Annotated in this window: 13 protein-coding genes; 6 read left to right on the top strand and 7 right to left on the bottom strand. The window is 47.2% G+C overall.

Going from position 1 to position 14,743, the window contains the following annotated elements; translation table 11 throughout:
* Positions 1-24: 24 nt before the first annotated feature.
* The 5 genes from truB to ACOIT5_RS08805 form a co-directional block, all read right to left on the bottom strand.
* A complete protein-coding gene (gene truB, locus ACOIT5_RS08785) occupies positions 25-738 on the bottom strand; it encodes a tRNA pseudouridine(55) synthase TruB (protein ID WP_423130091.1) in 714 nt (237 codons plus the stop codon).
* A gap of 52 nt (positions 739-790) precedes the next feature.
* Complete coding sequence (locus tag ACOIT5_RS08790) at positions 791-1,576, bottom strand: undecaprenyl-diphosphate phosphatase (RefSeq protein ID WP_423130092.1); 786 nt, start codon at positions 1,574-1,576, stop codon at positions 791-793.
* Positions 1,577-1,579: 3 nt separating this feature from the next.
* Positions 1,580-1,834 (bottom strand): DUF3098 domain-containing protein, encoded by a 255-nt coding sequence (locus tag ACOIT5_RS08795; protein ID WP_423130093.1) that lies wholly within the window; start codon positions 1,832-1,834, stop codon positions 1,580-1,582.
* Between the two features lie 99 nt (positions 1,835-1,933).
* The gene (locus ACOIT5_RS08800; RefSeq protein ID WP_423130094.1) at positions 1,934-2,815 is read right to left on the bottom strand and encodes a cell division protein FtsX; all 882 of its coding nucleotides are present in this window, start codon (positions 2,813-2,815) and stop codon (positions 1,934-1,936) included.
* Positions 2,781-5,294, bottom strand: coding sequence for a YfhO family protein (locus ACOIT5_RS08805; RefSeq protein WP_423130095.1), 2,514 nt, complete (start codon positions 5,292-5,294; stop codon positions 2,781-2,783). The genes ACOIT5_RS08800 and ACOIT5_RS08805 overlap by 35 nt, the downstream gene beginning before the upstream one ends.
* 73 nt (positions 5,295-5,367) lie before the next feature.
* On the opposite strand from ACOIT5_RS08805, the gene ACOIT5_RS08810 reads away from it, so the two are divergent.
* From ACOIT5_RS08810 to ACOIT5_RS08825, 4 genes are read left to right on the top strand one after another with little or no spacing between them, the layout of a single operon-like run.
* Positions 5,368-6,855, top strand: coding sequence for a lipopolysaccharide biosynthesis protein (locus ACOIT5_RS08810; protein ID WP_423130096.1), 1,488 nt, complete (start codon positions 5,368-5,370; stop codon positions 6,853-6,855).
* Entirely contained in the window at positions 6,848-7,603 is a 756-nt protein-coding gene (locus ACOIT5_RS08815) for a cytidylyltransferase domain-containing protein (protein WP_423130097.1), read from the top strand. The genes ACOIT5_RS08810 and ACOIT5_RS08815 overlap by 8 nt, the downstream gene beginning before the upstream one ends.
* Positions 7,600-8,643 (top strand): N-acetylneuraminate synthase family protein, encoded by a 1,044-nt coding sequence (locus ACOIT5_RS08820; RefSeq protein ID WP_423130098.1) that lies wholly within the window; start codon positions 7,600-7,602, stop codon positions 8,641-8,643. Before ACOIT5_RS08815 ends, ACOIT5_RS08820 begins: the two co-directional genes overlap by 4 nt.
* Positions 8,640-9,155: a KdsC family phosphatase gene (locus ACOIT5_RS08825; RefSeq protein ID WP_423130099.1), complete on the top strand. Its 516-nt coding sequence runs from the start codon at positions 8,640-8,642 to the stop codon at positions 9,153-9,155. Before ACOIT5_RS08820 ends, ACOIT5_RS08825 begins: the two co-directional genes overlap by 4 nt.
* Here the strand turns inward: ACOIT5_RS08825 and ACOIT5_RS08830 are convergent.
* Together ACOIT5_RS08830 and ACOIT5_RS08835 are read right to left on the bottom strand one after the other, a co-directional pair.
* On the bottom strand, positions 9,139-10,944 hold the full coding sequence (locus ACOIT5_RS08830; protein ID WP_423130100.1) for a CDP-glycerol glycerophosphotransferase family protein: 1,806 nt from the start codon (positions 10,942-10,944) through the stop codon (positions 9,139-9,141). The genes ACOIT5_RS08825 and ACOIT5_RS08830 overlap by 17 nt on opposite strands.
* A 10-nt stretch (positions 10,945-10,954) precedes the next feature.
* A complete protein-coding gene (locus ACOIT5_RS08835) occupies positions 10,955-12,232 on the bottom strand; it encodes a glycosyltransferase (protein ID WP_423130101.1) in 1,278 nt (425 codons plus the stop codon).
* A gap of 441 nt (positions 12,233-12,673) precedes the next feature.
* On the opposite strand from ACOIT5_RS08835, the gene ACOIT5_RS08840 reads away from it, so the two are divergent.
* Together ACOIT5_RS08840 and ACOIT5_RS08845 are read left to right on the top strand one after the other, a co-directional pair.
* On the top strand, positions 12,674-13,063 hold the full coding sequence (locus ACOIT5_RS08840; protein WP_423130102.1) for a BlaI/MecI/CopY family transcriptional regulator: 390 nt from the start codon (positions 12,674-12,676) through the stop codon (positions 13,061-13,063).
* A 3-nt stretch (positions 13,064-13,066) separates the two neighbouring features.
* Positions 13,067-14,647, top strand: coding sequence for a carboxypeptidase-like regulatory domain-containing protein (locus ACOIT5_RS08845; protein WP_423130103.1), 1,581 nt, complete (start codon positions 13,067-13,069; stop codon positions 14,645-14,647).
* Positions 14,648-14,743: the final 96 nt, after the last annotated feature.

Consider the following 14,743-nt stretch of genomic DNA (forward strand, 5'->3'; position numbering starts at 1 on the left):
AAGTGACCTTTTACGGGGCAATTTCTAATTGGTTACAAAAAGTTGTAAATTTTCTAAAAAATAATTGATACTCATGGCTTCTTCTACGTTAAAGCGTCCTATTTTGGTACGTCTTAACCCGATCAAATAGGCTCCGCTGTTTAATTCGTTCCCAATATCGCGGGCCAAAGCACGAATGTAGGTCCCTTTACTGCAAACCACACGGATCGTTGCCTGTTGATTTGAAAATTCGAGTAATTCAATCTCCCGGATATCGATTAATTTGGCGTTTAGCTTCACCTCCTGTCCTTTACGGGCATGGGTATAGGCCCGTTTACCTTCAACCTTGACGGCGCTGAACAGGGGCGGAACCTGCAACTGTTCACCGGTAAATTTCTGTAAGGTGTTTATAAACCGTTCGCGGGTGATCTGTTCTGTCTGAAATTGGGCGTCTTCTTCCGTTTCCAGGTCGAACGAAGGCGTTGTTGCCCCCAGCTTTAAGGTCGCGATGTATTCTTTCGTTTCGGCTTGCAGACTTTCAATTTGCTTGGTTGCTTTTCCGGTACAAAGGATCATCAGGCCGCTTGCTTTGGGGTCTAAGGTGCCGGCATGGCCTACTTTGAGTTTCTTAACGCCCAGCGCCCTGCATAGTTTATTGCGGACTTTTTGCACCAGGTCAAACGATGTCCACTCCAATTCTTTGTCGAAAAGTAAGATCTCTCCCTGCTGAAAGTCGTAGTTCCCGGGTTTTATCCCCATTCGTAAATGCTTTAATATTATCTGATTGGCAACCTGTTGCTGCCCGGATTTTTCAGGCTGCAAAAATAGCAATTAAGCCGATAATCAGGCAATAAACCGAAAAATAAATTAGCTTTCCTTTTTTGACGATCCTGATCATCCAGCTGCAGGCAAGCAGGCCGGATACAAAAGCAGCTATAAAACCGGCAATCAGCACGGGAATACCAACCGACGATTCGTCGCCGGCAATCTTTCCGCTAAAGAGATCTAACAGGTTGACCCCGATAATAGGCAACAAGACCATTAAAAATGAAAAGCGGGCCACTTCGTCTTTTTTCTTTCCAAGCAATAAGCCGGTGGCAATCGTAGAACCGCTTCGTGAAATGCCCGGCATAACTGCCAAAGCCTGGGCAATCCCGATGATGAACGCATCGGGGAGTTTGATTTTTTGTTCTTTGGATTTTATAAACTGGGTAAAGGCAAGCAGTGTTGCTGTGATCAGGAGCATGATGCCAACAAAGAACAAATTTCCGGTAAACAGGTTTTCGACATTCTCACGGAAAAGAATCCCAAGGAGCAGGATGGGAACAACAGAGATCAGCAAATAAATCACGTAGCGGGTTTCGTCATTCCACCTGAAACGGAATAATCCGCTGAACAGCGATGCAAGGTCCTTTCGAAAAACAACCACGGTGCTTAGTACCGTGGCCCCGTGTACAACCGTTGCAAACAACAGGTGCCCGTGCCCCTCGATCCCGAGTAAGGCATGTCCGATTTCCAAATGTCCGCTGGAGCTGACCGGCAGAAATTCGGTCAACCCTTGTATGATCCCTAATAAAAGGGCTTGTAATACACTCATTTATTATTCTTCTGATTTGGTTTTCTTCATAATGGCATAAATCTCGAATAAAAACCCAAACAACACCACCAGGGGGGCCAGGGTTATTCGCCTGAAACTAAAAATTTCGGGGTTAAAAACAGCAGGATCTTCACTTTTACCACCAACCATCAGAATAAAACCAATTACGATAATGACAAATCCAATGACCAGGAGACGATAATTTTCTTTTCCCAGTGCAAACTGAGGATTGTCTATATGTTGAAGCTTTTTTGACATAACCGGTATGTTTGTTGCCGTAAAACTATAAAATCTATTTAAGAAATAGAGAATGATCCCGATAATTTCCTGTTAAAATATCTGAAATAAGCATTTCATTTAGAATAATTCGTTGTACGTTAAGCGCAGGTATTTATTTACTGAAAAATGAGTAGAGATCCAGGAGATCAATATTCCGAAAGCCAGCACGATTAAAAATACCAGGCCGAGGGTTTCCATTTGCTGCAGGTCGATCATCCCCTCAAAATCCTGGCGGTAAGTAATTACCAGCCATAAGATGCTGAGGTTGGCCAACATGGCCCCCAGGATTCCGTAAAAAATATTTTTCAGGATAAACGGACGGCGGATAAACGAACGCGTCGCCCCGACGAGCTTCATGGTGTTGATGATAAACCGCTGCGAATAAATGGTAATCCGGATCGTGTTGTTCACCAGGGTGGTAAAAATGAGCAACAGCAACAGCGAGAAAACGGCCAGTAGTAAACTGAGCCGTTGTACATTCTGGTTGATCACTTCTACCAGGTCGCGTTGGTAATAAACTTCTTTAATCTGCGGGTATTCCATAAAGGCATTCTCCAGCCAAACCAGGCTGTCGGCCTGCATATAGCCGGCATATAACTTCACATCGACGGAAGAAAACAAGGGGTTGAAGCCTAAAAAACCAATAAAATCTTCACCCAGTTCTTCTGCCAGTTTTGCAGCGGCTTCTTCCTTGCCAATGTATTGGGTCGATTTTACATAATTGGTTGCACTCAGTGTTTTCTGCAACTGAAGGACTTCGACTTCTCTCACATTCTCGTGCAGCACCAGGGTAAAGCCGATATGTTCGCGTACGTAATCCGACAGGCGTTCGGCGTTCAGCATCAGCAACGACAGCAAACCAACCATAAACAGCACCAGGGTGATGCTGATGGTGGAGGTGAAGTAGGAGCGTAGCAGTTTTCGTTTAAGCCTGGCCGGCCGTTTCTTTTTCTTCATCATTTCCTGCTGCTTTTTTAATCTCAATAAAACCAATCGCCAGCATGGCCAGAATCAAAATCAGCGAGCTAGCCAGCGAAACTTTATTCCCGATAAAGTAGGATGCCGGTTCAAACTTAAATTCAATTTCGTGTTCGCCGGCGGGTACCGGCAGGGCCCGAAGAACATAGTTAGCCCGTAAATGTTCTGTTTCTTCGCCATCAATGTAGGCTTTCCATCCTTTCGGATAATAGATTTCCGAAAAAACAGCCAGCGATGTCCCGTTTCCAACCCGGGCACTGTACTTCAGGTAGTTGGGGCGATATTCGAGCAGGCGGACAGATGCTTCGCCGGCATGTCCGTACCCGATGTCTTTTAACAGGTGGCTGAAACGCTGATCGATCACCGCTTCTTTCGATGAGTTAAAACCGGAAAGGGCTGCCAGTTCTTCATCGGCGCCTTCCACCATCTTCAGGTCGTCGACAAACCAGGCATGCCCCAGCGCATAACGGTTCTGGAGCGGTGCACTGTTGGGATCGTAAATGAAGTATTTCGTGTTCAGCATATTGATTACCGAAAGCGATTGCATCACCGAATCCATGGAGTCGGGTTGGCGGAAACCGCCGATTAAGTCCCGCATCTCCGGGAACAGCCGGGCATCAAAAAGTTCCTGGTAACGTTCCATCTTGGCGCCGTGATAACCACCCAGCGATTTGTGAAAATACGAGGTGGAAGCATCCTGAAAAATACTGACAGTCAGGTTCAGCACCCGGTAATCCGGATCGGTGTCTTTCAAAATTTCCCGATCGGCCTTGGATGCGGTAAAGGGTTGATCGACCTTGTTCTTCGATTCGAAATTGCTGTCGTTCAGGTATTTTTTATTCACCGGCCACAGGTCGGCAAAAATCAACATAACCCACAAGGCCAGGGCATAGGAGGCCTTCATCTTTTGTTTAACAAACAACCAGATCACTCCCGCAGCTAAACTAACAAATACCAGGGCCTTAAAAGCATCTGCGCGAAGAATCATGCGCCGGTCGCTGCGCAGGGCTTCCAGTAATTGCTCGGGCCAGCCCGACTGTGCCAGCCTTAAATCCGATGGGCCCGTGAAATTGCCGGCCAAGCCGGGTAACAGAACAAATACCAGGGCCAGTCCGCCGGTAATCAGCCAGGCATATTTCAATTTTTTCAGCAGGCTCTTTTTATCGGGGGTATTCAGGTAAAGTTCGCGTACGGCCAGCACCCCCATCAGGGCCATGGCGAATTGCTGGATGACAATAATGTTCTTCACGTCGCGGAACTTGTTGTATCCGGGAAAATAATCGATCATCAGGTGGCTGAGGAAGGAGAAATTTTTTCCCAGCGACAACAGGAACGAAATGACCACAACCACCGCGATCCACCACTTGTCTTTTCCTTTTAAAACGAACAGGCCAAATACAAACAAAAAGCACAAAACGGCTCCGTAATAGAATGGTGCGCTGGAAATAGGCTGGCTTCCCCAGTACATGGGCAACGACTGGCTAAATTGCCGTGCGGCGGCCTTTCCCTGGTTTTTCTCGAGAAAGCGGTAAACTTCCGAATTTTCACCGAGCGGTTCACCCATCCCGCCGCCTTTAAAGCGGGGAATGAAAGCGGTCATGGCTTCTCCCAGGTCGTAACTGTAGTCGAGGATGTAGCTTTTATCCAAACCGGAGGTTTTTTCGCCATCTTCTTTGGTAAGTTCCGATTCTCCGCGGGTTGAAAACTGGCCGTATTCATAGGTGGTATACAGCCGCCCAAAGTTTGAGCCCACGGCCAGGATCAGCGCAACCAGCAGCAATGAGGAGGTTTTCAGAAAGGGGACGAGGGCCTTTTCGCGAATGGCGTAAACCAGGTAAGTAAGTCCGATCACAGCAACCATCATTCCCGCGTAGTAGGTCATTTGCGGATGGTTGGCCCGGATCATCCACGAAAGGCCAACGGCAGTAATCAGACTTCCGGCAACCGGCTTCTTTTTATAGGCGAAGATGACGCCGGCAACTACGATGGACGTGTACACCAGCGTATGGACCTTGGTAAAATGCCCGGCACCAATCAGCACAAAATAGAAGGTCGATAGTCCGTACATCAGCGATCCGGCCATGCTGAGCAAGGGAGGCATTCCCCATATCCGGCAGAGGATAAAAAAGCAGATGAAGCCCAGAAAAATCAGGTTGATGGGACGGGGCAGTATTTTTTGAACGAATGCCGGGACCTTGGCCAGGATTTCCCCTTTATATTTCACATAAATCAGGTAGGCGGGCATTCCGCCAAACATGCTGTTGGTCCAAAGGGCTTCTTCGCCGGTAGCATCCCGGTAATCATTGATCTCTTTTGACATCCCCAACAGGTTGGTGTGATCTCCGGTACTCAGTTTTTTACCTTCAAGAACGGGGGAAAAATAAACGATGGAAACAAGCAAAAAGAAGAGAATAATTCCGATAAGAACAAATATATTGCGATTGCCTTTTATCTTTGCCATAATTATTTAAGGATTATGTCATCATTTCATGATTGAAACAAAAATAAATAAATAATTACGGAATCCTGCATAAATGGGCATTATCATTAAACAAACCATACGGGGGAGTTTCTGGTCGTATTTCGGGACGATAATCGGATTTGTCACCACCTCCTATTTATTTCCCAATTACCTGACAACAGACACGATCGGGCTTTTCAGTTTGCTGGTGGCGTATTCAACCTTGTTTGGACAGTTTGCCTTGCTTGGCGTTCAGGGAGTTACTGCGCGGCTTTTTCCGCACTTCAGGGACCGGGAAAGCGGGCATCACGGGTTTTTATTTATCACCGTCATTTTCATGGCCATTGGTTTTTCGTTGTTTATGATCGCCTATACCCTGTTTTCGCCGGTTTTGATTGAAGCGAACCTCGACGACTCGAAACTTTTTGCAGATTACCTGTATCTGCTGGTTCCGCTGACCTTTTTCACGATGATCTTTACGCTTTTCGATACTTACAATAAAGTATTGTACGACGCGGTAACCGGCACATTTTTGCAGGAATTTTTTCAGCGCGTACTGATTCTTTTGATCACCTTGTTTTTTATCTTCCGGCTGATCAACCTGAACCAACTGATTATTTCGTATGCCCTGGTAGTGTGCCTGAAGGGGATTTTCATCCTGCTTTTCCTGTATTACCGCGGCGAACTGCACCTTCGCCCCGAGTTGAAGTTTATCAACAAAGCATTCAGGAAAGAACTGATCGACGTGGCGCTTTATTCGGTATTGGGGGGATTAGGCTCGATGGTTGTTTTCAAGATCGATAAAATCATGATCAACGAGATGCTCGATCTGGGAAACACCGGAATTTACACGGTTGCTTTTTATTTTGGCACCCTGGTGGTCATTCCGTCGCGCCCCCTGCTCAAAATCTCGGGCACGCTGATTGCCGATGCCTGGGCCAGGGATGATGTCGAGCAGGTAAAATCCATCTATTATAAAAGTTGTATCACGCAGTTTTTAATCGGCAGCTTTCTGTTTCTGGGCATCTGGACCAATATCGATAACATCCTGATCATCCTGGGCGAAGAATATAACCAGTCGCGCTGGGTGATTTTCTTTGTCGGCCTGGGCTACCTGGTCGACATGATGACCGGAGCCAACGGCCATGTCATCGGTTACTCGAAACATTACCGGGTGGCTTTATATTTTATCAGCATCCTTGTTGTTTTGGTCGTGGCTTTACTCTACGTATGTATTCCGATCTGGGGGATTACCGGCGCTGCCATAGCCATCGCCATCGCCCTGTTGCTGAACAACCTGATGCGTTTTTATTTTTTATACCTGAAATACCGGATGCAGCCGTTTAATTACAAATACCTGCTCGTGGCGGCTTTTTTTACCGGTTTGTATTTTCTGGTTGAATTGATTCCGCAGCAGTATTTTGTTTGGGATATTTTGTTGCGGGGCGTCCTGGTGTCGGTTGCAACAGGCCTGTTTCTGCTGTTCGTCCCGGTTTCGGAAGATGTCAGCAAAATGATTAAATCAATTCTGAGCCGGGTTAAAAAGAGAACCAATGAATAAAACAGCCATCATCATCCAGGCAAGAACCGGCTCAAGCCGAATGCCCGAAAAGGTTATTTTGCCATTTTTCGAAGGGAGAAGTATTATCGAAATCCTGATCGAACGTTTGTTGAAAAACTGTGCCGTTCCGGTTATACTCGCAACGACCGATTCGCCGGCTGATGACCCGCTGGCCGAAAAAGCTTCCGCTTTCCCCATCCGGATTTTCAGGGGATCGGAAGAAAATGTGCTGGACCGGTTTATACAGACATCTGAAAAATTCGGATGCACCCGTTTGGTGCGGGTTTGTGCCGATAATCCGTTTTTGGATGCCGGGGCCGTCAATCAGTTGATTTCTGCATTTACGAAACATCCGTCGGATTACCTGAGCTTCCGCTTTAGCGGCGAACGTCCGTCCATAAAAACTCACTTCGGTTTTTTTGCCGAGATGACCCGACTGGATACGCTGAGGAAAGTAGCCTCACTGACAAGCGACAAATTGTACATTGAACACGTCACGAACTATATATACGGTCATCCCGGGCGTTTCGACCTTCAGTTTCTGCCGGCTCCCGAACTGATTTTTCATCGAAGCGATATTCGCCTGACCTTGGATACGCCCAACGATTTTGCCATGCAACAACAAATTTATGCCGAATTAAGCCGGCAAAAAGGTACTTTTGGAATTCCTGAAATTGTCGCTTATTTGGATGCCCATCCGGAAATCCTGCAACAAATGAACCTTGAAATTGAAAAGAACAGCAAATGAAGCCAACCTATATCATTGGTGAAATTGGTCAAAACCATAATGGCGATGTGGAAATTGCCAAAAAATTAATCGACGAGGTGACCAAACCGGTTATCGACTATTTATTCGGCGAGTCGCTGGCGCCGATGAATGCCATTAAAATGACCAAACGCGACCTGAACGAGGAACTTTCGGCATCGGCCATGATGAAGCCGTATGATAATCCGAATTCATTCGGAAAAACCTACGGCGAACACCGGCAGGCGCTCGAATTATCGGATGAAGAACATTTTGAGGTGTACCGTTACGCCAAGGCGAAAGGACTGGATGTGGTCGAAACACTTTGCGCCAAAGGATGCCTGAGTTTAATGCGCTATTTTGCACCCGACAAACTGAAAGTGGCCTCGCGCGATTTAACCAACCTGCCGCTTTTGCAGGCCATGGCCGAAACAAAGATCCCGATCATCCTGTCAACAGGCATGGCCGGGAAAAAGGAACTTGACGATGCAATTGATATCATTACCCGTTATCATTCGGATATCAGCATTTTGCATTGTTTGTCGCAATATCCGTCGGAATACAGAAATATTAACCTCGAAAGCATCCGGTTTTTGAAAGACCATTACCCTGCTTATCCGATTGGTTATTCCGACCATTCCATCGGGATTATGGTTCCGGCGGTTGCTGTTGCCCTGGGGGCCGAAATCATAGAGAAACACATTACCCTCGACCGGAAAATGAAAGGAACCGATCATCGCGGTTCGCTTGAACCGGATGGAATCTGGCGGATGGTACGCGACATCCGGAATATCGAGATGGCGAAGGGAACCTATGGCCTTTCGGTCAGCGATGTTGTTGCGGAAAGCCGGGTCAAACTCGAAAGGTCGGTTGCTTCGGCCCGTGACATCAGAAAAGGAGAGGTGATCGGTGAAAAAGACCTTCACCTGCTCAGCCCCGGCGATGGCTATAAATGGGCTGAAGTACACGAAGTCATCGGAAAAACGGCCACCGCAGATATTCCTCGGAATGAAATTATTTATCCAACAATGATCAGGCCATGAAGATAAAACTGGTGCTTACAGATATTGACGGGGTTTGGACCGACGGCGGCATGTACTACGACCAAACCGGGAATGAGTGGAAAAAATTCAATACCTCCGATAGCGGCGGGGTCCTTTTTCTTCGTTTGCTCGGCATACCGGCCGGCATCATTACCGGGGAGGATACGGAGATTGTGAGGCGGCGTGCTGAAAAGCTCAAAATTCCATACCTGAGGATGGGCGTAAAAAATAAACTGGAGGTGGTCCGCCAACTTGCCCTGGAACTTGGAATTACACTCAACGAAATTGCCTTTATCGGCGACGATCTGAACGATGCCCTCGTACTGGAAGCGGTTGGGTACAGCGCCGTCCCGGCCGACGCGCCGAAATACATGGACCGGTATACCCGGCGAAGATTGACTGCAAAGGGTGGGGAAGGGGCTTTCCGCGAATTTGTGGAACAGCTTCTGGCAGAGGAAAATATGTTGGAAACTGCCATGGAAAAATACCTGGCAGCTACTTCAGCGAAGTGATCGCGTCAATGACCCGGCCGGCCACGTTCCCGTCAATCCGGAAAGCATAATCGGTAATAAACGCATCGTATTTGTTTTGATCGATTATTTTCTCCCCCGAAAGTACAGCCGCGATCGTTTGCTCCAGTTCCTGCCGGTTTGTTGCATGAAAAGCAACTCCTGCCTTCACGTAACCCTGAATATCCTGACGGAGATGATCCAAAACGATCAAAGGCTTGTTGAAATAAATGGTTTCGGCGCCAACGGTTGAGAAACAGGTAATTAAAAGATCGCAGGACGCAATCAGCGTATACAAATCCGAGCTGATGTCGATGTCGTAGTTTGTGCATCCGGCCTCGGCAGCGATCTGCGTATAGTAGTCAACATCGGCAAACTCGCGCGGATGCAGCCGTAAAACCAGGCGGCAGTTTTCCAAACGGGCAATCGCCGAAAACACATCGAAAGCAGCCTGGTACCGCAGGTTCGGGTCGCGTTGGGGCTGAGATGCGAAAATGACCCTTTTTGAAGAAAGGGCAAACTCCTGGTGGCGCTGAATTAACCGGGGAATGATATCGGTGCGCAACTGGCCGGTAACAGCCACCGAACCGGAAGGGTAATTGGCCTTCTCAATTAAAAATTGCTCCCAGAATGTTCCCCAGACCAGTGTCAGGTCGGGCATGATGTTGTGATCGCGGTCGTAGGGCGTGTACCGGTATGCCGGATGCAGGTCGTGTATGGTTCCGTGTTGTATGCCGACGGTTTTTATCCCGCAACTTTTGGCCGCGTCGAGAATGGAACGCGGCAAGGGACTGTTTTCGTCGGAAGCGATGACGGCTTTTACCGGTGTTTTCAGGAAAAACCGCCTGGCCGCGAAGTACCTGAAAAGATAAAAGCGTGTTGTTGGATGCAGCGACCTTAAAACGGCAGCGGCAATTTTCAGGGAAAGCTTGGTTTGCGACGACGAGAGAACTTCGTAGGCTTTTCGCAAGTCGCGTTCAACGGCAGCCACCTCTTGCCTGACGGATTTATTGGCCAGCGCCGGCAGCAGGAGAGAATCTGCAAAAATTTTCTTTTTCCCCGACCAGGTTCGTGTTAAAAGGTTCGTGTTAAAACTGTAATCCGAATGCCCGCGTAGCTTTGGGGTGATCACCTCTGTCAACAGTCCGAATTCAGAGCCGCTTGCCGTGATTAAGTATTCCAGGATATGGTGCCCTTTTCCGGGCCTTAAATCGGTTAAATTAAGAACGGTTGACTGCTTTTCCGCGAAATAGATCAGGTAGCCGGCAGTAAGCTTCTTTCGGGAAATGAGCCGGATAAACAGCCGGTAAAAGACTACCAGGGTGTAGCTGAATAAGACCGGGATGTTTAGCCTGTCTTTTTTTGTTGTGTTGTAACGAAAGTCAATCCAGGTGAAGATAGCTGCCAGGGGTGTTAACGAACGGTCGCCATACCAGACGAAAGGGCTTTTGTCGTCCATCAGGTGTTGTATGCGGCTGATTTCGTAAAACAGGTTGAGAACGGAAAAATAAATACTGAACTTATGATAGGGCCAAATGTTGGAAGATCCGAATTTCAAAAGATCAATCAGGTTCTGATTGTCTGCCTGCAAATCACCAAAAGACAAGATATCTTCCAGAATTTGATAGTTGATCGTTTTCTTTTCTTCCGGGCTGAGTTCCGGAACCAGAATCCCTCCTTCGTAATAACCGGCACGGGTGATATAGATCGTTCCGCCATTTTGCTGTATTCGGGTTACTTCCGTCAATTCGGCGGGTGAAAGAGGGCGACTGATCAGCAGGCGTTTGTCCATAACGAATGATTTAATTCAAAATTCCGGCTAAAACGCCGGTTAAGGATTTTCGTGAATAGGTTTTCGGACGGCAGGGCTCAAGCGTGATTTCGTTATTGAAGAGCGAAAGGATGTAAGAACCTGCGTCAGAAACATGCTGCGGATCAACGATTTGCCCGTTTCCGGTTTCTTTCAGAATTCCGGCAACATCGCCTTCGGTGTCGCCAAGGGCCAGGATCGGTTTTTGTGCCGCCAGGTATTCAAAGAACTTCCCGGGGATATGGCCCGCTCCGTTATCAGATTGGTTCAGCAATAACAACAACACCGACGATTCGGCATATTCCTGCAAAACTTCCTGATGGGAGAGGTAACCTTTAAAGCGGGTATGTTTCTTTAATTCGGTTTTTTGATTGATTTCGTCGATTACTTCCGGCCCGACATTACCGATCAGGCGAAGTTCGAATTTCGACGCAAAACCGGGGTTCGTTTCACACAGCCGGTCCAAAACAGTCCACAGCGAAGAGGGGTTTCGGAATGATGAGATCAGACCGGTATGCGTCAGGATGAATTGATCCGGTTTTGGCACAGATGTTTCTTTAAAGTCGGTTTCGTCAAAGCCGTTGGTGATGACGGCGACATTTTTTGCGCCCAGTTTCCTGAGTTCGGCAGCCCAGTTCTTGCTGACGGTAATGGTCACATCGGCTGTTTTCAACACTTTCCGCTCGAGCCGCGCCTGTAAGTTTCGGGCCAGGCGTGTTGGTTTAAACCAGTCGAGGTAATCAATGGTACTCCAGGGATCACGAAAATCGGCCATCCATTTTATACCGAATTGCCGGTGTAATTTCAGTCCGATTAAATGAACACTGTGCGGCGGACCGGTAGTGATAATCCAGTCGGGCTTTATAACCGAAATTTCCCTTTTCAGCCTCCGGAAGGCCGGTCCGACCCAAAATACCCGCGGATCGGGGATAAGCAGGTTTCCGCGGAGCCACAAGCTGATTCTCTCGGTAAGGCTTCGTTTTTCGGAATTCTTAAGAAAACCGGAGTTGACTTTCTCGTCCTTTTTTTTCCCGGTAAATAATCGGAACAAATGATAGGGTTCCCAAATGGGAATTTTTATTTCCACGATATCCGGGTGAATTTCGCGGGAGAGCGTTTCATCGCTCACCGGGTATTCCGGGTTTTCGGGGACGGCAACATAGGGTTTCCATCCAAATTCAGGAAGGTATTTCGAAAATTTTAACCACCGTTGTACCCCTCCTCCGCCTGAGGGTGGCCAGTAATAGCTTATGATTAATACTTTCTTCACCGGTTCTGTTTTCCTGCAAAAGTAATATTCTTCCGGCGATTCAGTCCAAATAAATTTGCCCGGGTGTACGGCAAAATTCTACGAAGTCTCAAAACATTTGTTTTGCAATGACTTACGGCGTCTTATCATGTCACTGGCGGAAATATAACAAGGATGAAATCTGGTAAGCGCCGTCAGGCGCCAAATACGGGTAGAAAGGCCGCGGTACAGCGATTTATACCATCCCGTACGGGACGGAAGGAAGTTGGCCCAAAGAAATATCCTACCCGTATCAGGTTCCTGACTGAACCATTGATAAATCTGCTATCTGCTTGATTTTGTGTCAGATTATCAGCGATATAGTTACAGAATACTATTTTTATAGTATTTTTTCTATGGAAATAGTAATATTCTGATTTTTCATTACTACATTTGTAGTAGAACAAATGAATGTAAGTTGAAATGGAACTAAAACAATTGACAAAAGCCGAAGAGCAAGTCATGCAAATCATCTGGAAACTCAGCGAAACAGTTGTAAAAGAGGTGGTGGATCAGTTTGACGATCCGAAGCCGGCGTATACGACGGTGGCCACTGTTTTATCGGTACTCGAAAAAAAGGGTTTTGTAGGTCGCCGAAAAGTAGGGAACACGAATCTTTTCTTCCCGGCTGTCAGTAAAACGGAGTACACTAAATTTCAATTTTCATCGCTGCTGCGAAACTATTTCAACGGGTCGTTCCCGAAGATGGCCACTTTTTTTGCCAGGGAAAACCAACTGGATATCGCCGACCTGGAAGCCATTATGAAACAGGCCGAAGAAGAACTAAAAGGAGATAAATCTCAATCAGAATAAGCTATGGAACGTCTGTTCGGTTTTTTGTGGGAGGCTTCAGTAGCCGTCGGCCTGTTTTACCTGCTTTATTGGTTATTGCTTCGAAAATCGACGCATTTTCAGGCCAATCGTTTTTTTCTGTTGATCACGCTTTTGCTGGCTATGCTGGTATCAGCTTTCCCCGTCAAATACGCTGTTCCGGTTGCCCAGGCCCATCAACCTGTATTTCTGGATTTCGGACAGGCTTTTAAGCAGATTGAAACCGCTGAGGATCTGACTTTGGGTGGAGATTCCGGGATTCGTTGGGCTGTCATTCTTTGCTTTGTGTACTTTTTGGGTGTTGCCGTTTTCGCTTTACGTTTGGTTGTGCAATGTTTAGGGCCTGTCCGGATGATATACCGCTGCAAATCAATCAAGCAAGACGGATTCTACCTGCACGAAACGAGCCGTTACCAACTTCCGTTTTCATTTTTCAACCATATTTTCATCAACCCGAACAATCACAAACAGGAAGAAATCAACGACATTCTGACTCACGAACAAGTGCACATTCGCGAGCGTCATTGGGTCGACCTGCTTTTCATAGAGCTGTTCACAGTCATTCTCTGGTTCAATCCCGTGATTTGGCTGTTTGAACAGGCCATTAAACAAAACCATGAATACCTGGCTGATAAAGGTGTACTTACCCGGGGCCATTCACCCGTCAGGTATCAGGTACTATTAATTAACCAGCTAATGGGCATGCAGGTGATCGGAATAACCAACAGCCTGACTTTTGCCCTTGGCCCAACCCGTTTAAACATGATGACAAAACAAAAAACACCTAAAAAGAAGCTGCTTCGAATGGCCTGTGGAATACCGGTTTTGGCGGTTTTACTGATCGCTTTCGCCGAGCCGGAACTTCAACCTGTGGTTTCGGTGCAAGCAGACAATAACGCCGAAAGCAACCAGTTGATCCCTCAAAGCGAAAGCGTGGAAATAAGCGGCAGAGTAATGAACGATTCCGGAGACCCCTTGCAGGGAGCTTCGGTAATTATTAAAGGAACTACGGTGGGAACCGTGACCGACAAAAACGGAGCGTTTTCGCTCCGCATTCCTGAGAAAGGCGCCGAACTGTTCATTTCCTTTGTCGGCTACGAGACCATCCAGGCTCAGCTTTCCTGCAAAGAGAATTACGAATGGAAGTTCCAAATGAAAAAAGCAGTCATCGGAATTGACACGCGAACCATGTTCCTCGAAGGAGAAATGCCTCCTCCTCCGCCACCTCCCGCTCCTCCCATTGAACCGACTGATGGGACAGATGCACTGTTTATCGTGGTGGAAGAACTTCCAAAATACCCGAATGGATTTTATGGACTGGGAAAATATGTAAAGACCCGGCAAAAAGAGTTGAAAGAACAAAATAAGGATCTGTCGGGGAAAGCTACTGTTGGTTTTACCGTGAACGAAAGCGGTGAAGTAACCAACATCCAGGTACTCGATAAAACGACTGATGCGTCTGCCAAAGCGCTGATGTTGATTGTTTCGGGTATGGAGAAATGGTCGCCTGGAAAACAGCGAGGCAGAGCGGTTCCGGTGAATTACGCGATGGAGCTTGAATTTTAGCGCCGCTGATCAACCAGGAAAAGATATCATTTTGCAGACGAATAAATTTGCGTAACAAAAAAAGCTGTCCCGCTTTACAGGAGACAGCTTTTTTCT

The organism is Gaoshiqia hydrogeniformans, assembly GCF_049347105.1.
GTDB classification, from domain to species: Bacteria; Bacteroidota; Bacteroidia; order Bacteroidales; family Prolixibacteraceae; genus Gaoshiqia; species Gaoshiqia hydrogeniformans.